Here is a 20,217-nt window from a genome sequence, read left to right as displayed (position 1 = left end):
TGATTTCACCCCTTCTTTAGGAAGACTTCCTGTTCAATCGGGACAGGCAATAGCTTGTGTCATTGCACTGGTAATAAGTGGTGTCCGTATTGGCGTCGTACAGCTCATCCATGAACACATGCTCTGCCCCGCACTGTATGCAGCTTTTGCCAGCGAAGCTTTCCGGCGCAAACGGCACGTCCTCAAAGTCAAGCGACACAACCTTGGTATGCGGTGGAACGGCGTAAATCTTCTTTTCCCTGCCCGCCCCGAGCAGTATAAGCGCGTCCGAGCTGTGCAGCTTGGGATTGTCGAATTTCGGAATCGGACTTGGCGCCATGACGTAACGGTCATGGACCATGACCGGGTGATCCGCGCCGGTTGAAATGCCACCATACTTCATCAGCTGTTCGAACAGCATGAGCCAGGCGCCGCTGTATTCTTTTTCCCCATGCAGGCGTTTGGTCTGCCGTTCGCTGGACTCGTATCTGCGCAAGGGCTCAGGCATCGGCACCTGAAGGACTAAAATCTGTCCATCACGCAGCGGCACTTCCGGAATACGGTGGCGGGATTGAATCAGCGTCGCTTCCTCGGTAGCCTCCACCGTACGTACCGACGTCGTCTTCTGGATCAGCTTCTTGATGTTGACGGCGTTCACGGATTCGTCCGAGCCCTGATCGATGACTTTCAGCACATCATTCTCCCCGATCAGCGACAGTGTAAGCTGAAGACCGCCCGTGCCCCATCCGCGCCCGATCGGCATCTCCCGGGAAGCAAACGGTACCTGATACCCCGGTATGGCGATGGCTTTCAGTGTTGCCCGGCGAATTTCCCTTTTGGACCCTTCATCTAAAAAGGCAAAATGATATGAATTATGCATACTGATTCTCCTCTTCCGTGCTCGCTGATTCTGCCTGCCTGATCTTGCGTATATCGTTCAGCTTGGACTGGAACGTAACGTAATGCGGTAGCTTCAAATGAGAGATAAAACCTGTCGATTCCACGGAATCGATATGAAAGAGCACAAATTCTTCATTCTGGGTCGGTATGGCCTTATCTCCGGCAGCAAGGCTTTTGTCCAATATGCTCATGGCGATCGCTTTCGTCTCGTTTTGTCCATAACAAAGGCCGTAGCCGAAATCGAGCTGAAGCTCCTTTTTGCCGTTTCTTTTATCCACGGTGTCCGGAACGACCATCTCCACCTCTGTCACTTGAATTTCCCCGATATAGTAAGCATCCTCCTCAGAATCCGCAGCCTCTAACGGACTGTCCACGCACACAGGCAGATATCCTACACGAAGCTCTCCCACCGTTGGATGGACGTTGCCATACCCCCGAATGACAGCGTAAGCGAGAGAGGTTACAGCCCCTGTCTGTCCGCGTGACAAAATTTGCAGCTTTTCGCTCCGGCTTGCCGGGAATGTCAGGCTCTTTCGCGTAATATCGTCCGGTTCGGCATCATCGATAGGACATTCCGGGATCAGCCCTTCCCTGCGCAGATAATCCAGCACTTTGGGAAGCTGTTCATGTGGGGCCTGCTCCGGGCGTACATCTTCCTGAGACGCATCCTCAAGACTGCCCTCGCCCCCATTTTCAAAATGAGCAAGCCATTCCCTGACACTCTCCTCCGTCTCGTCCCCCAGCTCGAAATCAAGCAGACGATGCGAGTAGTCGGTCGTGGCTCCAAGCATTTGTCCGCCGGGGATGTCCTTGAATGAGGCAGATATTCTGCGCTCGACCCGCATCTGATCCGAGGTGACTGTTCTCGAATAATGCTTGCGGGCAAGCGTTGAGCGATAGGCTCTCAGCAAAAATACCGCTTCTTCGGGGCTACCCTCCGCCTGCTTGATCGCAAGCGCCGCCAATGATTCACTGTACACGCTGCTTTCAGACATTACCTGATCGATCAACTGCCTCATTCCGGCCTGAATGTCCCGGATATCCAGCGTTCTCCCATGCTTTAGCCGCTCATACTGAATGCGTCTAAGCGATTCCTCAATGGCTTTAGTTCCGCCCTTGACTGCAACGTATCCCATTAATGCTGCACCTCCATCTCAATCCGGGTCGTGCGGGGCAGGGCAAGCAGCAACTGGGCAGCATCCGTAAAGATCAGATCAACACCCAGTGGATACTCCAGATTACGCTCCTCACGGACCCGTTCCCATCCGGCAGGAGCCTGCGCCGCACAGACAGCAGTGTGCTCAATGCCGGGTCCCTTCAGGATACGCTGCTCTCCACCGTATACGCTCGGCAATTCAACGATCAGAGTCGCCGACTGGTGAGGATTGTCCAGGTCTCCGATTTTCGCCATATGCAGCGCTTCGTTCAAATGATCGTCAAGCGCGGTGTGAGCGATGAAAATATAATCCGCATCGCTTGCCCCGGCTTGTTTGGCGTAGGTCAACCTGCGGATAAGCTGTGTCAGCTCCTCCTCATTTTCTGCGAATACTTTAAATGTGACCTCCGTATCGAGCAGCATTCGGGCCAGCACCAGCGTTGCCGGGTAGATGTCCTTGCGCCGCTCTTCTTTTCCAGCCACGTCGGAAAGATCCTGCACTCTCCCCGGTCTGGATAAAGCGTCCACTACTTTTCGATAAACCTGTTGTATGTCGTGCACCTGATTCAGCATGAATGAGCTCCCCCCTTAATCGCTGTCCATCGTTTCAAAATTGACCTTGGTCAGCTGCAGCTTCCGCTGCCTGTGCGTCCGCTCCACGGCCTGCTTTTCCTGCTCCATTCCCAGAAGCTCCTCCCAACGCACCGTTTCCTTCAAGCCTGCCGCATAGGCCGCATCGATAACCGCCAGAAAATAAGCTTTTTCACTGTCATCTCCCTTGATCAGACCGATCCCGGTCGCCCCCTGAACCTGCACCTTGCACTCCGTGACCAAGACTTCTCCGAGATAGAAAAGACTTTGCTTTGCCGTTTCCCTCACCTTAACCATCACCAGCCCCGGATTCGGCTCTTCAATCACGGAGGTTTCGTAGTTGTTCACGATTTCCTCCGCAAGTGCCTTCATGAAGCCTGACGGACTGCCGATAAGTATTTCCGTTCTCTGCTTTCGTTTCATGTGCAACCTCCAGTCCTGCGTCATTCTAATGGTTGTTTCCAATGACGTACGTAAATGAATCTCCCCTGTACAAAGTTCTGCTGTATTCCAGCATGCGTCCCGAGGCTTTATCGGCACAGGACGATTCCAGCACAAGCAGGGGAACGAGGATCGGGCAATCAAGCAGCTCCCGTTCATGCCTGCCCGGATAAGTCACGCTGAGCCGGGTCCCATCAGATTGAAACTCGGTGTACCCCTTGCTGTTGTAATATTGGAACATGGATTTTATTTCTTTGCCGGCATGTCTGATATCCGGAAAAAGAGCTTCCGGGACGTATGAGCTATGCAGCGCGATAGGCTGATCATTAATGATTCGGAGCCGGTCGATTCTGTAGACAGCGTCATGCTCCGAGACTCCCAGCAGCGCAAAGATTTGCGGATTGAAGCCCACTTTTTCACACAACACATTCCTGGACAAATAATTGAACCCGAGCTCCACCATTTTCTGGCTGAAGCTTTTGGCATTGCTGAGTATGAGGGGGATCTGCTGCTGTCTGTCCTTCACGAAGCTGCCCTTGCCCTGCATGGAGTAGATGTATCCAAGCTCCTGCAGTCTTTCGTAGGCTCGGCGTGCCGTCATGCGCGGAACCTTGAGACGGTCGGCAAGCTCGTTTTCGGAAGGCAGCTTGTCATTCGGCTCGTATTTTCCAGCTTGAATCGCTGCAATGAAATGATCCATAATTTCAATCTCTTCAGACATCGTCAGATCCCCCATTCATGTTCAGAATATAGTCAGGTAGTCGCGTGCAGACGTCGTTTTCGCTCCCTGATCACTTGTACTGTTTCGAGTCCAGGACTTTTACTGCCCAGCCGGACCTGCTTTTCACCGTAAAATCCATGAAAATCCGATCCGCCCGTCATGATCAAATCATATTTCCTGGCCAACTCCTTCGCCCTCTGTTCATCCTTCGGTTCATGCAGCGGGTGAAGCACCTCTATCCCCTGCAATCCGCAGGCCACCAGCTCGGGTAGGATATCAAAGCTGTCATATTGCCCCGGATGCGCGAGAACGGGAATGCCGCCGGCCTGGAGTATGGCCCGGACCGCCTGCTCTGCGCCGACGTATTCCATCGGCATGTACGCAAGACCGGGGGCCTCTCCATTTTTGCCGCGGGAGAACAATGTTTTATACAGGTCGCCATAAATGGAGTCCGTATACCCCGCGTCGATGAGCGCATGCATAATGTGCTGCTTGTATACGCCTGTACCGCCTTCCGCATACGCCAAGACCTGTTCCCAGGAAATGTCGTATCCGTGCTGCTCAAGCACTTTTACTGCACGTCTGCAGCCCTCATGGCGCCGTTCAATGAGCGGATTGCATAATTCAGCTATTCCGCTGTCCCCCGTCTCAATCTCGTAGCCTAAAATATGGACTCTGCGGCCTCTGTCGAAATCGTAGGCCGAAATCTCGATACCCGGAATGATTTCAATCCCGCGCTCTCTGCCTTGAGCCGCCATTTCTTGCAGACCTGCCGTAGTGTCATGATTCGTTATCGCCAAATGAGTAACCGACTCGGCAGCCGCCAACTCCATCACTTCTGCAAAAGTAAAGGAGCCATCCGAAAGGCGGGTATGACAGTGCAATTCCACCTTCATTTCAAATCCCCCTAAAAGTTTTGTGAGCGTTACTTCCTTGAATATCTCTTCGTACAAAACTACTTCGGAAGCATACGCTAAGTTTTGTGAGCGTTACTTCCTCGATATCTCTTCGTACAAAACTACTTCGGAAGCATAATCCTGGTCTCGTACCGCTTTACGGACATAGTCTAACTTGATGCCAAGTTGCCATGGTCAGGGGAGTGTAAATTGTAGGTTCAGTTTTGTAAGATTTCCGGCAAACAAAAAAAACGGCTGTTCGATTGAAATCAGCCGTTTTTCCTTTTATCTCCAAAATTATATGCAGTTTTTGAAGATACATCTTAATCCACTTTGGCCCCATAGGAACGCAAAAAGGCCACCGCCTGATGCATATCCATTCGCGCTCCTTTCACATCCATGGAGCGGAAATCGATGGCCTCCATTATGGCCCCACGCAGATCGGCCCCCTGCAGCTTGGCTTGCGCCATCTGTGCCCGGGTCAGATCAGCCTTGCGCAAGTCGGCCTTTTCGAGATTGGCTCCATACAGATCCGCTTCTTCCAGTCGTAATCCGCGCAAATCCTGTTTGGCCAGCTGCGCTCCCCGAAAATTCGCGTAAGACCAGTCTCCCGCCACGAACGTGACACCATCCAGGTTGGCTTTTACAAAGTCCGAGCCCGTCATTTTACACTGTTCAAACTTGGCGACGAACAAATTCGCTTCCATGAACTTGCAGTTCACAAAGGCCGATTCCGTATGAATGGATGCATTCAACTGCGCGCCGCTGAAATCACATTCCTCAAAACGGCAGCCCTCTGTTGTAATTTCCTCAAGGGACGCGCCCCTGAAGCGGCAGCGGATAAAGGTGCAGCGGATGAGCTCTCCTTCTCTTAATTCCTTGTTGCTAAAATCAACCTCACTATATGCTTCGTCTATGTACTGGTACATGTCATCTCTCCCCGCGCAAGCTGAATTTGTACGGTCCATTGTCCATTTGCCCGTAACGTTATTCTAATTATTCCGCATTGGAAAAAGGGAGTCAAATCACAAAAGGAGAACCGCTTAACGCGGATCTCCTCCATATAGGGCTGCTGCAGCTTAATGCCAGATACACCATGTAGTGCTTATTCCAATAGGATCGTATTAAATGACTCAGGCTCCATTTCGATTTGGAACACGCTGTTACCGTCTGACAGACCAAGAACACGCTTGTCTTTGAACGGGTTCATAATCACCACGGCTTTGCGCCCGTCCGGCAGGAGGAATGCGGAAGCTTTGCCCGACCAAGGTCCTTTGAGGCCTATCTTTTTTGAGCCCGGGGAGACAAAATGGGAGTAATGCTTCATTACATAATATTCGGGATTTTCTGTTATTGCAGCAGTGGCAGGATCAACCGTGAGCATGGAATTCTGCTCCCATCCCCATGTGCTGCGCCCTTTGGGTTCAAGCACCATGTTCCAGTAGATGTAGGCATTCACTCCGTTATTAAAATAATGCTGAAACAGGTTAAACACGTATTTGGCATAATCCCAGGAATTATTTCCGTCCCCGCATTCATTCTCGGTCTGCATGTACCGAAGCTCCGGATAGCTCTGCACCGTACGCTGGATGGCATGTTTTCCTGCCCATTGGTAGCCCACGCCGGTAATATATCTGTAGGCTTCAAGATCACTCAGCACCGTGAAGGCATAGTCATCAAAGTCGGTCGTTCTTTTCTTGATCAGCTCTTCCCACGGATCGGGAGCATTGATCGTACCCAGCCATATTTCCGTGTTCAGCCCATGCTCTGCAAAAGCAGGGCCCAGATAATCGCGGATAAACTCCTTTAATTGCTCGCCAGTCCAGACACAGGACGGAAACTTCTGGTCTGCAATGACCTCATTTTGCACATGAATCTGGTGGATGGTAATGCCTTCTTCCTGATAAGCCTGCACAAATTTCACAAAATAGAGCGCATATGCTTGCAAAATATCCTTTTCCCAGCGGAGTGTTCCGTAATTATAGGCTCTGGGAGATTTCATCCACGTCGGCGGGCTCCATGGAGAGGCAAAAAGCTTCAGGTCCGGATTGAATTGCATCGCTTCTTTAATATATGGAATGAGATATTTACGATCCCGTTCAATGGAGAAATGCTCCATCGTCAGGTCGCCGTCCGTTTCGTTATGGCTGTACCATTCCAGTGCGTAATCACTTGCACCGATGGGCAGCCTGCAGATGCTGAACCGGTGCTCTCCCTCCGGATGGAACAGCGAGTGAAAGACCTGTCTGCGGTCTTCATCACTTAAATGCTGCAATGCCACGTATCCCAGTTCGTTGAAGCATCCTCCGAAACCGTCCACTTCCTGAAACAGTTCCCCGGTCAGCTCCAGATTGGTGGACACGCCCGGGGCTTCAGAGGCCTCTTTCTCCATCCATCTATGCTGCTGTGAAGTCGAAATCCAGCGGATATTTTTCTTTGTCATAACCTGTCCTCCCGGTTAGATCAAGTGGGCGCCGCTGCTATGTTAGCCCATTTCTTTTGTGGCTTTACAAGCATGGCGTCGTTCTTTAGCTTGATCTAATTTTAATGCAGAAGCCGGGAAAAACAGATGATCTAAACCGCGTGAAATTTGCCCAAATCCAAGGTGATTTCGTCGCATGGCAAGAAGCTTTGCTGCAAAAAAAATCCGCGCTGAACCAGCACGGATGTGAACTCATTATAACAGGGGCAATTTATTCTGCCAAACGCTTTACCGAAAGGTTGAATCTATGGCAGATCTGTCTGTGACTGTTTTTTATTCGATGGCGCAAACCATCCGAGAAGTGCTATCGCAACCAAGACACCATAAAAGACAAGGGTCCAGCCTGTACTATGCGGGAAATGATGATCCAACACACCAATATCTTCATGAGCCAGAGTAATCACGGCGAGTTTGACACCGACCCATGCCACAATTGCATAAGCCGTGGTCTCCAGTGCTGGCCGTTGAGCGAGCAGTTTTACAAACCATGTGGCCGCGAATTTGATCAGGACGAGCCCGGCGATTCCGCCAAGCAATACAACGATGAATTGTCCGCCGTCCATACCACCGAAATCCCCAAGCGGTGAATCGGGAAGCCCCAGTGCCAGAGCCACTGCAGCAAGAATGGAATCAATCGCAAAGGCGAGATCCGCAATAGCAATTTTTCCTACGGTTGGCCAAAAGCCTTTTCCTGCCGCATCTTTCTTTACGTCCTCGCGAATATTCTCGTTTTTCTTGCCGAAACGTGCTTTGATGATGTGCTTTAACCCCAGGTATAGCAGATAAGCAGCCCCGATCGCCTGTATTTGCCAGACGTTGGCAATAAACGATATCGCAAACAGTGCGACAAAGCGAAAAACAAAAGCCATAATGATCCCATAATTGATGGCTTTCTTCTTCTGGTCCTCCGGTAAATGCTTTGCGATAACCGCCAGCACCAGGGCATTATCCGCCGATAGCAAACCCTCCAATGCAATAAGAATCAGTAATGCCCATGCATACTCCAGCCAAATGGATTCCAACAGTACTTCTCCTCTCTTATTAAGAGTATGTTCATTACGACAAACTTCCCGCTTTAAACCTAAGTTTCGGTTAAAACAGAGGATTTTGATCCGGCTTTAGTTGTACCGTCATTCCCTTCCCTATTTACGCTGTCAAGTTATGGCTCGTTTCATTCATTAAATATATAAAAAAGAAGATATCATGCCCGAAGCTGAAACCGTGTCCCAGCCAACACAACAAACCCACCTTAAAGCGGCAGGTTTGTGTTGTTCATATTTTGTTACTTTACTGAAAACGCTCGAACCGGTAAGGCAGAAGATTGGCCGGCAGCTCCAGCAGCTTGTCCTGATCCCGCGAGGCGATCGCCCATTCCAGTAATTCATCATAAAGGTCTTCCTCTTTAATACCACCGAACCACACCGGACCATCCGGCGTCTGAATCGATACGACATTGGCAATATCGCAAGGACCAAGACAGCCGGTTACCGTCAGCTGGATGCTCTTAAGCAGCTTCTCTTCCTTCCATCTGCTCTTCAGCCTGTCGAGCGGGATGCCCGGTTTTCCCTTCTCTGTCCGACCACAGCAGCAGCCGTTGCAGATCATAACCTGGCCGAGCACTCTTCTTTTCGTTGCCACTTGCTCCATTCATATCCTCTCCCATGCACCGTGATCTCGCATAAGCCTCTCCGTGTCCGGCTTCATGTTGACCCAAAAAAGCCCTCAGACCGCAAAAGGCAGAGGGCAAGAGTACATAAGAGAACAGACCGCAGACCACATACGGGTCCCGATCTCCATATTATGTACACCGTTCCTTAACCGCGAAGGGCTGATGCGAACCTGCAGGCAGGTCTTCTGGCTCCCGGATCGGCGCCTGTCTTCCGTCTTCCCCAGTAATGCTGAGTGACATGTATGGAAGGAGGCTCCCCGGTTACAGCGGCGCGACCGCTAGGGATTTTCACCCTATTCCCTTTTAACCCCTGCCTTACGGCCGGGGCACCTGCGAGATGCTTCCATTATAACGGACCCGGGACAGAATGACGAGCATTTATACGGACTCACTGAACTGACTGTTGTACAGCTTTGCTCATCTCCTCCCTACAAAACAAATAGAATACGATATCGTTAAATACATTTTGTATCCTTACTTATGGTCAATCCAATTTTCAACTACTGGTTGTCAAGTCTTCGGCCTTTATTTTCGGTTGCATATCCATCTAGGTCTACAAAGAACCTTTCAGCAAATTTCCAGTAAATTCTTTCTTACATTTCAGAAAAATGCGTTTTAATGAAATGGCACTTAGAAACCGAAAGGACATGATTCGTGTATGAGCACTGCTAAGAAAGAAAAAGTCCCTGAGCTGCAGGTTGTCAGGGCATTTGCGATTATGGGAGTCATTATAGTCCATTCTACGTCGTCTGCCACACTGCAATTGACTGGATCTCACTATTATTTCTTCTATAACTTTCTGAACATCTTCCTGAAATTCGGAACATCCACGTTTATTGCGCTTAGCGCATTTGTGCTTTTTTACAACTATTTGGACCGGCCGCTCAGCAGCAGTTTGATCAAGCATTTTTATAAGCAAAGGCTGTTGTATATCCTGGTGCCGTATTTCGTTTTTTCTTTGATTTATTTCGGCCTGCTGCAGGCATCCGCTGGAGGCCCCGGCATGGATGCGGGAGAACTGATCCGCTCCTTCTTCACCAAGCTTGTTACCGGCAAGGCCTACACCCATCTGTACTTTGTATTTATAAATGCGCAGTTTTATCTGCTGTTCCCGCTGTTCCTGTGGCTGTTCAAAAGGTTTCGCAGATTGCGCAGCTGGACGGTTGTGATTGGCTTTGTGCTGCAGTGGGCTTTTGTGATCGCCAACAAGTATTACTTTCAGGTGGAGAACCGCGGCAGCTGGGTACTTTCTTACATGGCATATTACATGCTCGGCTCTGCGCTCGGCATCTACTATCCGAAAATCAAACAATGGCTCATTGTGCGCAAAGAACATGCTTCAGGAACACGAATCGCTGTCTGGGGCCTCCTCTGGACTCTATGGTTGGCGGTAGGGCTGGCCCATGTGTACATCTGGTATGAGACGGTCTGAACGGTGTTTTGTACAATTCGCTTCTTTACGAGCTGCTGTACAACATTTACGCTTCGCTAAGCGTACTTGTACTGCTGCAAATCGCCTCCGTGGTATACCATCAGGGGCGTTTCGCCCTTGGGCGCGGGCTGGCGCAGCTGGGCTCGGTTTCATTCGGCGTGTATTTGCTGCACCCACTCGTTCTGCTGCTGTACCGTCATTTCTCGCCGCAAACCGGCACGGCCTGGCTGCTCCATCTCTGGTATGCAGGCGGCTTCATACTGGCGCTGACCCTTGCCTGGTTCGTGGTATCCATGGCCGGACGCTATCTTCCTTATGCCTCCATTTTCTTCGGTCCCCTACCCAAACCAAAGCGGCCTAAACTCAGACGGGAAGCAAGAAGCTCTGCTGCTTTTCCTGGGAAATAATCGAAACTGTTAAAAGCCTTAAGCGAGAGTGGGTTCCGCTTAAGGCTTAAACTTCTCTGAATAAGCTTCCTAAATATCACAATAAAAACTTCTGCTAAACGCGGCTGTCTTTATTGAATGTACGTCGATAGACGTTACTCTTTTATTTACGGCTATTGATCACGAGCCCCCGATGATCAAAGCATAGACAATCCCCGGCCCATGTACGCCGATTGTCAGGTCATTCTCGATATCCGAGGATCGGCTCGGGCCTGAAATAAAGTGAATGCCCGCCGGCAGCTGCTCACGCCCTGCCCGATCAAATTCCGTGAGGATTTCTCCCAATCGGGTCTTCAACCGCTCCACCGGAATAAGAATCATAAGTACGGTGGGAAGCAGACTTACGGAGCGGCCTTTATGCGGTGCAGAAAGCACAGTCACCGAACCGGTATAAGCAGCAGCATAATCCGCTAGAACAACACCGAAGTCCGCGTCGGCTGCTTTGGTTTTCCATGAATCCGCAGGCTCCGCGTTCCAGACAGAGATGTCCACGCCGGGAATGGCGGATTCCAGTTCAAGCGCCGCCAGCTCCGGCTGGTCCTGCCTGAGAACGTTTCTTGCCCCCATTTCAGCAGCCTTGTCGGCGATGAAGGAAGCTGCGTCCTGCATCGTTGCCAGTCTGGCCACATGTCCGCCCACACTGCTGAAATTGGCGGCAAATCGGTCGATTCGCTCCTGCTCGCTCCACTCGAACGCCTGCCAGAACTCCGGCGCTCCCCGCAGCGGATGGGGCGGTGGTTCGGTCAGGCGCGGCCTCTTCAGTCTCGCAGCAATGCCGTTTATAAACTGCTCCTGCTTCACGCGCGACTGGGATTCCATTCGCTCCAGCCATTCCTGATGCGGGCTATTCATGCCGCTCCCCCCTTTCCCGCTGCTGCAAAATAGCTTCCATCCGGCTTTGCAGCGCCGGGTCCGGCTGTGGAAGCGAGCTTCGTACGTCACGCTCCAGCTCCTCCCACCGCTGACGGAAGCTCTGCTTCGCAAGAGACGGTGCAACCCTGTAGTTGTTCCAGCCTTTTAGCGGGCCAAGCTTCAGGAAAATGCCCCCTTCCCTGATGAGCGGTTTTTGGCCTAGCTGGCCCATCCGCACCGCCGTGCTGAACCGCTTCGAGTTGGCGACCACGGCCGCAAAGCCCTTCATGCCAATCCCTTCCAGCCTGTTGCCATGTCCGCTCTCGACCTTGCGCCGCCGCAGATAGACAAGCATATCGTGCAGGGGGATTTTTACGGGACAGGCTTCGTAACACGCGCCGCACAGGCTGGATGCGCTGGCGATGTCGTTCCATTCGGCCACGTTGCCGTTCAGCGCCGGGGTCAGCACCGCACCGATCGGCCCGCTGTAGGTTCCGCCATAGGCATGGCCACCGATGTGCCGATACACCGGACAGGCATTGAGGCAGGCGCCACAGCGGATGCAGTTCAGCAGCTCCTGGAATTCCGGATCGCCAAGCTGGTTGGAGCGTCCGTTGTCCACAATGATGATATGCATCTCCTCCGGACCATCCGCATCCCCAGTTCGACGCGGGCCCGTAATGCCTGACATATACATCGTCAGCTTCTGGCCTGTTGCCGAGCGCGGCAGCAGCGTCGCCATGACTTCCAGATCAGCCCAGGAAGGGATGATACGCTCCATGCCCATAAGGGTGATCTGTATCCGCGGCACGGTGGACACCATACGCGCATTGCCTTCATTTTCAAACAGCACCATCGATCCGGTCTCCGCAACCGCAAAGTTGCAGCCGGTCATGCCGATATCTGCCGCGAGAAATTTTTCCCGCAGCTTTCTGCGCACAAATCCCGCCAGTACGGTCGTGTCTGCCTCCAACTGCTCGCCCGCTTCCTTCGACAGCAGCTCGGCGATCTGATACCTGTTCTTATGAATAGCGGGGATGACAATATGAGAGGGCGCTTCGCCCGCGAGCTGAATAATATACTCCCCCAGATCCGTCTCGATCGTTTCAATGCCAGTCTGCTCAAAAGCTTCGTTCAGATGCAGCTCTTCGGATACCATCGATTTTGATTTGACCGCGCTGCGAGCCTCGTTATGTGCCGCAATGTCCAAGGATATCTTCACCGCATCGGCCGCCGTATCGGCAAAATGAATGTGAACCCCGTTGGCGCGGGCATTTTCCACAAACAAGTTCAGATAATAATCAAGATGGGCGATCGTATGCAGCCGGATCTGTCGTCCCCGCTCCCGCCATTCCTCCCAGTTACCGTGCTCCTCCGAAGCCATTTTTTTGCCGTTGCGCAGCCGCTCGGTCGTAAATTTCACCGCATTGCGCAGAAATTCATCCTTCAGCGCCTGACTGGCTCGATCCTTCACGTCAACGGCCATCGAGTTACCTGCGCTCATGCTGTATCACTCCTTCGTAAAGCAGTTCTGCCAGGTGCATCACCCGGACAGGCTCGTTCCGGTAGCGTAAATTACCGGCAATATTCATCAGGCAGGCCATATCCAAGCCAACCAGCACGGAGGCTTCCGTCTCCAGAACATGATCCGCCTTCTCCGTGACCATAGCCCCCGAAATATCGGACATTTTCACAGCAAACGTGCCGCCAAAGCCGCAGCAATCCTCCGCAAAAGGAAGCGGTACCAACTCAAGTCCCTGCACACTACTCAGCAGCTGCATGGGTTCATCTTTGACACCGAGCAGGCGGCTGCCGTGGCAGGATGGATGATAAGTCACTTTATGCGGAAAAACCGCCCCCATATCGGTCATGCCCAGGACTTGCACCAGAAACTGTGTAAACTCATATGTTTTTTCTTCCAGACGCTGCGCCTTCTCCAGCCAATACGGATCATCCTTGAATAACTCCGGATAGTGATGAATCATGTAGGTGCATGACCCTGAAGGGGAGACAACAAAATCGCTGTCATCAAACGCTTCCAGCAATGTTTTGGCGGCTGTGCGTGTCTCCTCCCAGTACCCGCTATTGTAGGAAGGCTGTCCGCAGCATGTCTGCACCTTAGGGAACTCCAGCCGAATCCCGTACCTTGCCAGCAGTCGCACCATCGCTTCTCCGACCTGCGGGTATATAGCATCACTCAAACAAGTGATAAATAACGAAACCTTCATATGATCACACCTCTTTTGTAAAAACGTCCCGAAATGGAGAAAAAGCCAAAACCCGGACCGTTCCGGGCTTGGCTCAGACTGTATAGCTATACTATCGTCACGGGAATGGAAAGCTCGGCCAGCCCGGCCAGCACCTTGTCCTCGATTCCCCGGTCCGTAATCATGCTGTCGGCCTGCTTCAGGTCCATCACATGGGTGAAGGCCTGCTGTCCGAATTTACTTGCATCAGCCAGCAAAATGACCTGATCCGCGATTCCCACCATTTTCTGCTTCACCCTCGCCTGCAGCTCGTTGGATTCGCTCACCCCGCGGGTGAGATGCACTCCTTTGCACGACAGAAACAGTTTATCCACGTAATAAGCGTCCAGGGAACGCTCGGCCAGGGGACCGACATAAGACAGGGAGCGCTTAGCGAGCAGGCCGCCGGTGGATATGACATCAACTTTTTCCTTGCCGCTCAGCTCAGTCGCCACCCGAATCGAATTCGTCAGTACGGTCAGCGGAACATCGGGCAGTCTGGATGCCATATACCATGCCGTCGAGCTCGCATCGAGCAGGATGCGGTCATTCGGCTGAATCAGCTTCACCGCTTCCTCCGCAATACGCCGCTTCTCTTCAGCATGCATAATCTCACGCTCTGAAAAAGGAAGCTCCGGCTGCTCATCCTTCACACTGACCGCGCCGCCATGCGAACGCCGCAGCTTGCCCGCTTCCTCCAGCCGGTCCAGATCCCTGCGGATCGTTTCCTCCGTCACCTCGCACAGCGCGCTCAGCTCCGATACCCGTATACTTCCTCTTTCGTTAACCAGCTGCACTATTTTTTCATATCGTTCTGCGACCAGCATGTTACACTTCACTCCAAACCGTTAATCTGCAAGCCCTGCAATCTGCCGAAAACGGCCATATGCCTCTTCCCACGCCTCCCTGCCGGAAGGCTCATAAGTCACCACCGGGAAAGATTCACGGATCACCTTCCGCGCCTCCCAAATATCCGAGAAGACACCCTGTGCGATCCATTGCACCGCCAAATTGCCGATGGCGCTTCCTTCCGCCGGCCCGGCCCATACCGGCTTGCCGATGGAATCGGCCGTCCATTGACAGAGCAGGGCATTCTGAATGCCGCCGCCCACCATATGAAGACCGTTAAAGTGCTGATTGGACAGCTTTTCCGTCAGCTCCAAAACATAGCGGTATTTCAAAGCCAGGCTTTCAAATATGCAGCGGGCCAGCTCGCCCGGTCCGTCCGGCAGGCTTTGACCTGTTGTCCGGCAGTATTGCCGGATGCGTGACCTCATATCACCTGCGTGCAAAAACAATTCGTCATCAGGATCAATAAATGCGGCAAATGCAGGGGCTTGTTCTGCTAACTGGACTATTTCGGTAAAGGAGTAAGCAAGTCCTTCCCGCTCCCATTCTCTTTTTAGTTCCTGAATGATCCAAAGGCCCATAATGTTTTTCAATAAACGGAAGCTGCGTCCTACGCCGCCTTCATTGGTAAAATTAAAACGCAGCGTTTCTTCGTTGATTACAGGGCGGTCCACCTCTGTTCCCATCAAGGACCAGGTGCCGCAGCTCAGATAAGCGAATGAGCGTTCAAGTGCAGGCACGGCCGCAACGGCGGAGGCTGTATCATGCTCAGCGGCAGTAAGTACAGGAATGGCCTCAATACCGAGGTCTGTCATGACAGAGGAGCGGATTCTCCCCGCTTCTGTCCCGGGATCAGCCACCCGCCCGAACCAGGAGCCAGGTATTCCGATACGGTTGATAAGCTCCCAATCCCAGTCTCCAGTCAATGGATTAAACAGCTGCGTGCTGGTGGCATTCGTGAACTCATTCAGCATTTCTCCGGTCAGAAAGTAGCGCAGCAGATCAGGGATCATGAGAAAACGGTCTGTCTCTCTCAATAAAGGCGATCCCGCCTGCTTCATGGCGGCCAGCTGATAAATCGTATTAAACGCAAGAAATTGGATACCCGTTCTTTCGAAAATATATTGCTTCGGGACCGACTGAAACATGCTCTCCATAACCCCGTGCGTGTGCCAGTCCCGGTAATGATAAGGATTGCCAAGCAGCTCCCCGTCTCTGCCGATCAGACCAAAGTCCACCGCCCATGAATCGATGGCAAGGCTCTGCGGCTGCACTCCCATATGCTTCGTCTTTAGCAGCCCCTGTTTGATTTCATGATAAAGTCGCAAAATGTCCCACTGCAGCCGTTCTCCGACTTTGACAGGGTCATTGGCAAAACGGTGAACCTCCTCCACCTCGATCCTCGAGCCGGTCAGGCGGCCGAGCAGCGCCCTGCCGCTGCTCGCCCCCAGGTCGTAGGCCAGAATATTCACCAGCTTGCACCGCCTCTGCCTCTGGCCAGAATGTCGTTCGGATAGCTGCTCGAGTGATAAGCCTTCATCGGATCAACCGGCAGTCCCTGTTCCTCGCGCACCGCCTGCAGCAGCGGGGTTACGTCAAATTCAAACGCTTTGCGTACGGCATCCTCCGCGCCCAGCACATCCCCCCGGCCAGCCGCATCAGCCACCTCGTCATGATTGATTAGCAGCGCCTTTGCATACTGGGTCTGCACATTCAGCACGGAGCGGATCATGGCAGGTATTTTCTGCTCGATATTATGGGATTGATCGATCATATAGGCGATGCCGTCCACCGTGCTCCGTATAGCTGCGTCCTCGTCACCCGCTGCGTTCAGGATCTGATAAAAGATCAGAAACAGCTCATAAGGATTTACCGAGCCGACGACCAGATCATCGTCCGCATACTTATAGCTGTTAAAATGGAAGCCCCCTAGCCGCTGCTCGTCAATCAGATAAGCGACAATATGCTCGATATTCGCGCCGGGAAGATGATGCCCGGTGTCCACCAGCACCGCCGCCTGCGGCCCCAGCTTGACGGCATAATTGTAAGCCATGCCCCAGTCCGCAATGTCTGTATGATAAAATGCAGGCTCAAACGCCTTATATTCGATCAACATGCGCATTTCAGGTGTAAGCGCTTTATACATTTCGCTGAGCGCTTCCAGCATCCAGCGTTTGCGGCGGCGGATGTCTCCCTGTCCCGGATAGTTCGTACCGTCCGCAAACCACAGGCTTAAATCCTTCGAGCCCGTCTCCTTGGCGATATCCACACACTCCAGCAAATGACCGATCGCTTTGCGGCGGATCGCCTCGTCACTATTGGTCACGCTCCCCAGCATATAATCATCGTCCTGGAACAGATTCGGGTTCACGGCCCCGATACGCAGGCCAAGACTTTCCGCATGACTGCGCAGCTTACTGTAGTCCTCCACTTTATCCCATGGAATATGAATGGCTACCGAGGGGCATAATCCAGTGACCTTGTGCACCTGCGCGGCATCCTCGAACTTCTCGAAGGGATTTCGCGGCACCCCTGTTTTTTGAAAAACCTTAAAGCGTGTACCGGAATCCCCGTACCCCCAGGAAGGGGTCTCAATCTTAAGCTCCTTCAACCGGGCTTTCACTTCTTCAAGACGGATACCTCGTGCCTGCTGCTGCTCTTCAAACAAGGCGTAAGCTTTGTCGCTCATATTGAATCCTCCTGAATCTTCGTAATATTAAATCAACTGTCCGGCGGTTTCAGCAACTAAAGCGCGTCAACCGCCGGTGCAAGGATGTATTTGCGCCTTTCACCTGTGCCTGCTCAGCGGGTAAACGCCGCCGGCACCCCTCCGTCAATGGTCAGCATACAGCCTGTCGTCTTCTCCGCTTTGGAGGAAGCAAAGAAGGCGATGCCCTCCGCGATGTCGCGCGGGTAAATATTGACCAGCAGTGTCGTACGCTTCCGGTAGTACTCTTCAAGCTGATCAGGCTCAATGCCATAGGCTGCTGCCCGTTCATTGCGCCAATTGGAATTCCAGATTGTAGAGCCCTGCAGAATGGCATCGGGCAGAATCGTATTGACCCGGATTCCGTACTGCCCGCCTTCCGCCGCGATACAGCGGGCCAGATGCGCCTCCAGCGCTTTGACGGAGCTGTAAGCCGTTGCGTTTTTGCCTGCATAGACGGAGTTTTTGGAGCCTACAAACACCATGCTTCCACCTAGCTCCTGCTCCTTCATCAGCTTGAACGCTTCGCGTGCCACCAGGAAATAACCTGTGCCCAGCACATTGATATTCAGATTCCATTCTTTTAATGAGGTCTCATCAAACGGGCTTGAGGTTGCCAGCCCTGCATTGTTGACGATGATATCCAACCCGCCATACGCTAGCGAGGCTGCTGCGTACGCTGCCTTCACCTGCTCCTCATCCGTGACGTCCATCTTAACGGCGAGCGCCCTCATTTCCCCGTATTTGGCATTAATTTCAGCCGCCACCTTCTCGGCCCCCTCCAAATTGAGGTCGGCCAGCACAACATGAGCCCCTTCCTCGACAAGCCGGCGTGCAGTCTCACTGCCGATACCTCCGGCTCCGCCCGTAATAAAAGCGACCTTGCGGGAAAACTCCGCTTCAGCAGGTGCCAGGGACAGCTTATACAGTTCCAGCGGCCAATATTCAACGTTGTAGGATTCATTTTCGCTTAAAGAGACGAAGCTTCCCAGGGCTGTTGCGCCGTGCATAACTGCAATGGCTCTGTGATACAAAGCGCCGCTGACTTTGGAGTTGGCCCAGCTTTTGCCCGTGTTGATCATGCCGAGTCCCGGGATAAGAATTACACGCGGCGCAGCCTCAAACATGACGTCACCTTCATTTTTGTTGCGTTCAAAATAAGCTTTATACTGTTCTTTATATGCCGCAATGCCTTCAGCCAGCAGCTTTTTTAATCCTTCTATATCCGCGGCGTCCGGTGTCCAGTTGATATACAGAGGCACCACCTTGGTATGTACAAGATGATCCGGGCAAGCCGCACCGACCTGGGAAAGCTCTGCCGCGTCACGGCTGCAGACAAATTGCAGCACATCCTCTTCATCGTCAAAGGTAAGAATCATTTTCTTCTCGTCGCTGACTGCTCCGCGTACGGACGGCAAAATCTGTCCAGCAATGCGTTTGCGTTCATCGCCTGACAATACCGCATGCTGTCTGCCGCCAAACAGCTTCTCTTCATTCACACGAGCTTCGATATAACTCTCGGCTTCGTTAATGATCTGGATCGTTTTGGCGTAGCACGCGTCCGAGGTATCTCCCCATGTTACGAGGCCATGCTTCTCCATTAATACCAGCTCAGCCTTCGGGTTATCCAGCACGCCCTGGGCAATCATTTTGGACAGTGTAAAGCCTGGCCTTACGTATGGCACCCATACAAATCGGTCTCCGAAAATTTCTGCGGCAATCTCGCGGCCATTATCCGCGCAGCAAATGCTGATAATCGCGTCCGGATGCGTATGATCCACATGCTTGAACGGAAGAAAGGCATGCAGCAGCGTCTCGATCGAAGGGCGCGGATGCTTGGCATCCACCATGCAGTTGGCCAGGTAAGCAACCATCTCCTCGTCAGACATTTCATCCCGCTCGAACAAGGGACGAATATCCTCCATGCGCAAACCTGTAAAATTACCTGCTTTCATGGTGGCCAAATCGGAGCCGCTTCCCTTGACATACATCACCTCTATTTCACGGCCGCGGAAATCGCGAATGACCGTTTTGCTGGACGTATTGCCGCCGCCCCAGTTACATACCCGGCGGTCTGCGCCGATCAGGTTGGAACGGTAAACCAGTTGCTCCAGCCCTTCCGGAATTTCGGATGCTTTAGATGAGTCCCATAAGCTCTGTACCATGATTATACCTCCGAATATCTGTTTTGTAATCGTTATCAAGCGCTTGATATGACTATATCATCTTTGTTTACTTTTGAAAATATAAAATAACAAAATAATTCAAAAATAAATAAAGTATTCTCAATAAAAAAAGTAACTCAATAGATTCTCGCCGATGTGAAAACAACCCTAATGTAGTGTTTTATTTTTGGAATACGATAAAGTGAAGCCAGTCCATAAATCATTACAAGCTTGACAGGGCGGATTGGATGGCTCTGTTCAATCAAGTCTGAAAAAAATGCCGATCGACGCGCTTTCAAAGAAGACAGACCACCGTGCAGAAGAAAGTTATTCTTGTATGCTTCATTTCCGTTGAAAATAAAAACAAAGCTGCTGGATGCCGGGACAGGCAATACAGCAGCTTTGCTGGCAATAACGTTTTCCGTTTTATTTTGGGCTCAAAAACCGAAATCGGTGCTTGACCGGGGGACAGGTGCGCAACAGCGTAAAAGAGCGAAAAAAATCTAACGGTTGTAAGCGACCCTATTTGGGTAAAAACAAGAGGGTGCCAAATGTAAACATTCCTGTGTATGCTAAGATTTCGTCTTTGAAAAAAACAGGAGCGCCTCGTATGATAGGGGTGTGACGGGTCAAAAGCCCTTAGAAAACCTATCAGGAGGCGCTTACTATGAAGTCTACTCGAATT

At 52.0% G+C, this 20,217-nt stretch carries 21 protein-coding genes and 1 riboswitch; of the genes, 4 read left to right on the top strand and 17 right to left on the bottom strand.

Translation table 11 applies throughout. The features are described from left to right. Positions 1 to 16 precede the first annotated feature (16 nt). The 8 genes from ACI1P2_RS09895 to ACI1P2_RS09860 all read right to left on the bottom strand — a co-directional run bounded on the left by ACI1P2_RS09895 (position 17) and on the right by ACI1P2_RS09860 (position 7,076). A complete protein-coding gene (locus ACI1P2_RS09895) occupies positions 17 to 859 on the bottom strand; it encodes an alpha-D-ribose 1-methylphosphonate 5-phosphate C-P-lyase PhnJ (RefSeq protein ID WP_355319234.1) in 843 nt (280 codons plus the stop codon). Then, positions 852 to 2,015: a carbon-phosphorus lyase complex subunit PhnI gene (locus ACI1P2_RS09890; RefSeq protein ID WP_355319232.1), complete on the bottom strand. Its 1,164-nt coding sequence runs from the start codon at positions 2,013 to 2,015 to the stop codon at positions 852 to 854. The genes ACI1P2_RS09895 and ACI1P2_RS09890 overlap by 8 nt, the downstream gene beginning before the upstream one ends. Further along, positions 2,015 to 2,608 (bottom strand): phosphonate C-P lyase system protein PhnH, encoded by a 594-nt coding sequence (gene phnH / locus ACI1P2_RS09885; RefSeq protein ID WP_355319230.1) that lies wholly within the window; start codon positions 2,606 to 2,608, stop codon positions 2,015 to 2,017. The genes ACI1P2_RS09890 and phnH overlap by 1 nt, the downstream gene beginning before the upstream one ends. A gap of 15 nt (positions 2,609 to 2,623) precedes the next feature. Beyond that, on the bottom strand, positions 2,624 to 3,049 hold the full coding sequence (gene phnG, locus ACI1P2_RS09880; RefSeq protein ID WP_355319228.1) for a phosphonate C-P lyase system protein PhnG: 426 nt from the start codon (positions 3,047 to 3,049) through the stop codon (positions 2,624 to 2,626). A gap of 25 nt (positions 3,050 to 3,074) precedes the next feature. Then, positions 3,075 to 3,788, bottom strand: a complete 714-nt coding sequence (locus ACI1P2_RS09875) for a GntR family transcriptional regulator (protein WP_355319226.1) — start codon at positions 3,786 to 3,788, stop codon at positions 3,075 to 3,077. A gap of 32 nt (positions 3,789 to 3,820) precedes the next feature. Further along, entirely contained in the window at positions 3,821 to 4,684 is an 864-nt protein-coding gene (locus tag ACI1P2_RS09870) for a PHP domain-containing protein (protein WP_355319224.1), read from the bottom strand. A gap of 323 nt (positions 4,685 to 5,007) precedes the next feature. Next, positions 5,008 to 5,613 (bottom strand): pentapeptide repeat-containing protein, encoded by a 606-nt coding sequence (locus ACI1P2_RS09865; protein WP_355319222.1) that lies wholly within the window; start codon positions 5,611 to 5,613, stop codon positions 5,008 to 5,010. Between the two features lie 176 nt (positions 5,614 to 5,789). Next, positions 5,790 to 7,076 carry a glycoside hydrolase family 30 protein gene (locus tag ACI1P2_RS09860; RefSeq protein ID WP_408976195.1) on the bottom strand — a complete coding sequence of 429 codons (1,287 nt, stop codon included), beginning with the start codon at positions 7,074 to 7,076 and terminating at the stop codon, positions 5,790 to 5,792. A gap of 155 nt (positions 7,077 to 7,231) precedes the next feature. Here ACI1P2_RS09860 and ACI1P2_RS09855 point away from each other — a divergent pair, with 155 nt between their 5' ends. After that, positions 7,232 to 7,432 (top strand): hypothetical protein, encoded by a 201-nt coding sequence (locus ACI1P2_RS09855; protein WP_355319218.1) that lies wholly within the window; start codon positions 7,232 to 7,234, stop codon positions 7,430 to 7,432. Here the strand turns inward: ACI1P2_RS09855 and ACI1P2_RS09850 are convergent. Further along, the gene (locus ACI1P2_RS09850) at positions 7,412 to 8,188 is read right to left on the bottom strand and encodes a TerC family protein (RefSeq protein WP_355319216.1); all 777 of its coding nucleotides are present in this window, start codon (positions 8,186 to 8,188) and stop codon (positions 7,412 to 7,414) included. The two genes, ACI1P2_RS09855 and ACI1P2_RS09850, sit on opposite strands and share 21 nt — an antisense overlap. 265 nt (positions 8,189 to 8,453) lie before the next feature. Then, entirely contained in the window at positions 8,454 to 8,813 is a 360-nt protein-coding gene (locus ACI1P2_RS09845) for a (2Fe-2S) ferredoxin domain-containing protein (protein ID WP_355319214.1), read from the bottom strand. A gap of 180 nt (positions 8,814 to 8,993) precedes the next feature. Then, positions 8,994 to 9,184, bottom strand: a riboswitch (cobalamin riboswitch). 309 nt (positions 9,185 to 9,493) lie between these two features. On the opposite strand from ACI1P2_RS09845, the gene ACI1P2_RS09840 reads away from it, so the two are divergent. Continuing rightward, complete coding sequence (locus ACI1P2_RS09840) at positions 9,494 to 10,267, top strand: acyltransferase (protein WP_355319212.1); 774 nt, start codon at positions 9,494 to 9,496, stop codon at positions 10,265 to 10,267. Between the two features lie 8 nt (positions 10,268 to 10,275). Continuing rightward, positions 10,276 to 10,674 carry a hypothetical protein gene (locus tag ACI1P2_RS09835; RefSeq protein ID WP_355319210.1) on the top strand — a complete coding sequence of 133 codons (399 nt, stop codon included), beginning with the start codon at positions 10,276 to 10,278 and terminating at the stop codon, positions 10,672 to 10,674. 159 nt (positions 10,675 to 10,833) lie between these two features. Here the strand turns inward: ACI1P2_RS09835 and ACI1P2_RS09830 are convergent, their stop codons facing one another. The 7 genes from ACI1P2_RS09830 to ACI1P2_RS09800 form a co-directional block, all read right to left on the bottom strand. Beyond that, entirely contained in the window at positions 10,834 to 11,565 is a 732-nt protein-coding gene (locus ACI1P2_RS09830) for a LutC/YkgG family protein (protein WP_355319208.1), read from the bottom strand. Beyond that, positions 11,558 to 13,069, bottom strand: coding sequence for a LutB/LldF family L-lactate oxidation iron-sulfur protein (locus ACI1P2_RS09825; protein WP_355319206.1), 1,512 nt, complete (start codon positions 13,067 to 13,069; stop codon positions 11,558 to 11,560). The genes ACI1P2_RS09830 and ACI1P2_RS09825 overlap by 8 nt, the downstream gene beginning before the upstream one ends. After that, positions 13,056 to 13,793, bottom strand: coding sequence for a (Fe-S)-binding protein (locus ACI1P2_RS09820; RefSeq protein WP_355319204.1), 738 nt, complete (start codon positions 13,791 to 13,793; stop codon positions 13,056 to 13,058). The genes ACI1P2_RS09825 and ACI1P2_RS09820 overlap by 14 nt, the downstream gene beginning before the upstream one ends. An 86-nt stretch (positions 13,794 to 13,879) precedes the next feature. Beyond that, positions 13,880 to 14,638 carry a DeoR/GlpR family DNA-binding transcription regulator gene (locus ACI1P2_RS09815; protein WP_355319494.1) on the bottom strand — a complete coding sequence of 253 codons (759 nt, stop codon included), beginning with the start codon at positions 14,636 to 14,638 and terminating at the stop codon, positions 13,880 to 13,882. A gap of 21 nt (positions 14,639 to 14,659) precedes the next feature. After that, positions 14,660 to 16,132 carry a rhamnulokinase gene (locus tag ACI1P2_RS09810; protein WP_355319202.1) on the bottom strand — a complete coding sequence of 491 codons (1,473 nt, stop codon included), beginning with the start codon at positions 16,130 to 16,132 and terminating at the stop codon, positions 14,660 to 14,662. Beyond that, positions 16,129 to 17,349 (bottom strand): L-rhamnose isomerase, encoded by a 1,221-nt coding sequence (rhaI, locus tag ACI1P2_RS09805; protein WP_355319200.1) that lies wholly within the window; start codon positions 17,347 to 17,349, stop codon positions 16,129 to 16,131. The genes ACI1P2_RS09810 and rhaI overlap by 4 nt, the downstream gene beginning before the upstream one ends. Positions 17,350 to 17,462: 113 nt before the next feature. After that, entirely contained in the window at positions 17,463 to 19,532 is a 2,070-nt protein-coding gene (locus tag ACI1P2_RS09800; protein WP_355319198.1) for a bifunctional aldolase/short-chain dehydrogenase, read from the bottom strand. A 231-nt stretch (positions 19,533 to 19,763) separates the two neighbouring features. Here ACI1P2_RS09800 and ACI1P2_RS09795 point away from each other — a divergent pair, with 231 nt between their 5' ends. Further along, the gene (locus ACI1P2_RS09795; protein WP_355319196.1) at positions 19,764 to 20,039 is read left to right on the top strand and encodes a hypothetical protein; all 276 of its coding nucleotides are present in this window, start codon (positions 19,764 to 19,766) and stop codon (positions 20,037 to 20,039) included. Positions 20,040 to 20,217: the final 178 nt, after the last annotated feature.

Origin of the sequence: Paenibacillus jiangxiensis, assembly GCF_046098255.1 — a bacterium.
In the GTDB taxonomy this organism is placed as follows: Bacteria; Bacillota; Bacilli; order Paenibacillales; family Paenibacillaceae; genus Paenibacillus; species Paenibacillus jiagnxiensis.
Note: the sequence above shows the minus strand (reverse complement) of the source record. Positions and strands in the feature narration are given on the sequence as shown.

Excerpts from the sequence above, each read along its gene's own strand:
- ACI1P2_RS09830 (WP_355319208.1), bottom strand. The coding sequence starts at position 11,565 with ATGAATAGCCCGCATCAGGAATGGCTGGAGCGAATGGAATCCCAGTCG.
- phnH (WP_355319230.1), bottom strand. The coding sequence starts at position 2,608 with ATGCTGAATCAGGTGCACGACATACAACAGGTTTATCGAAAAGTAGTG.
- ACI1P2_RS09890 (WP_355319232.1), bottom strand. The coding sequence starts at position 2,015 with ATGGGATACGTTGCAGTCAAGGGCGGAACTAAAGCCATTGAGGAATCG.
- ACI1P2_RS09860 (WP_408976195.1), bottom strand. The coding sequence starts at position 7,076 with ATGGAGAAAGAGGCCTCTGAAGCCCCGGGCGTGTCCACCAATCTGGAG.
- ACI1P2_RS09855 (WP_355319218.1), top strand. The coding sequence starts at position 7,232 with ATGCAGAAGCCGGGAAAAACAGATGATCTAAACCGCGTGAAATTTGCC.
- rhaI (WP_355319200.1), bottom strand. The coding sequence starts at position 17,349 with ATGAGCGACAAAGCTTACGCCTTGTTTGAAGAGCAGCAGCAGGCACGA.
- ACI1P2_RS09840 (WP_355319212.1), top strand. The coding sequence starts at position 9,494 with ATGAGCACTGCTAAGAAAGAAAAAGTCCCTGAGCTGCAGGTTGTCAGG.
- ACI1P2_RS09815 (WP_355319494.1), bottom strand. The coding sequence starts at position 14,638 with ATGCTGGTCGCAGAACGATATGAAAAAATAGTGCAGCTGGTTAACGAA.
- ACI1P2_RS09800 (WP_355319198.1), bottom strand. The coding sequence starts at position 19,532 with ATGGTACAGAGCTTATGGGACTCATCTAAAGCATCCGAAATTCCGGAA.
- ACI1P2_RS09820 (WP_355319204.1), bottom strand. The coding sequence starts at position 13,793 with ATGAAGGTTTCGTTATTTATCACTTGTTTGAGTGATGCTATATACCCG.
- ACI1P2_RS09845 (WP_355319214.1), bottom strand. The coding sequence starts at position 8,813 with ATGGAGCAAGTGGCAACGAAAAGAAGAGTGCTCGGCCAGGTTATGATC.
- ACI1P2_RS09875 (WP_355319226.1), bottom strand. The coding sequence starts at position 3,788 with ATGTCTGAAGAGATTGAAATTATGGATCATTTCATTGCAGCGATTCAA.
- ACI1P2_RS09825 (WP_355319206.1), bottom strand. The coding sequence starts at position 13,069 with ATGAGCGCAGGTAACTCGATGGCCGTTGACGTGAAGGATCGAGCCAGT.
- ACI1P2_RS09895 (WP_355319234.1), bottom strand. The coding sequence starts at position 859 with ATGCATAATTCATATCATTTTGCCTTTTTAGATGAAGGGTCCAAAAGG.
- phnG (WP_355319228.1), bottom strand. The coding sequence starts at position 3,049 with ATGAAACGAAAGCAGAGAACGGAAATACTTATCGGCAGTCCGTCAGGC.
- ACI1P2_RS09870 (WP_355319224.1), bottom strand. The coding sequence starts at position 4,684 with ATGAAGGTGGAATTGCACTGTCATACCCGCCTTTCGGATGGCTCCTTT.
- ACI1P2_RS09865 (WP_355319222.1), bottom strand. The coding sequence starts at position 5,613 with ATGTACCAGTACATAGACGAAGCATATAGTGAGGTTGATTTTAGCAAC.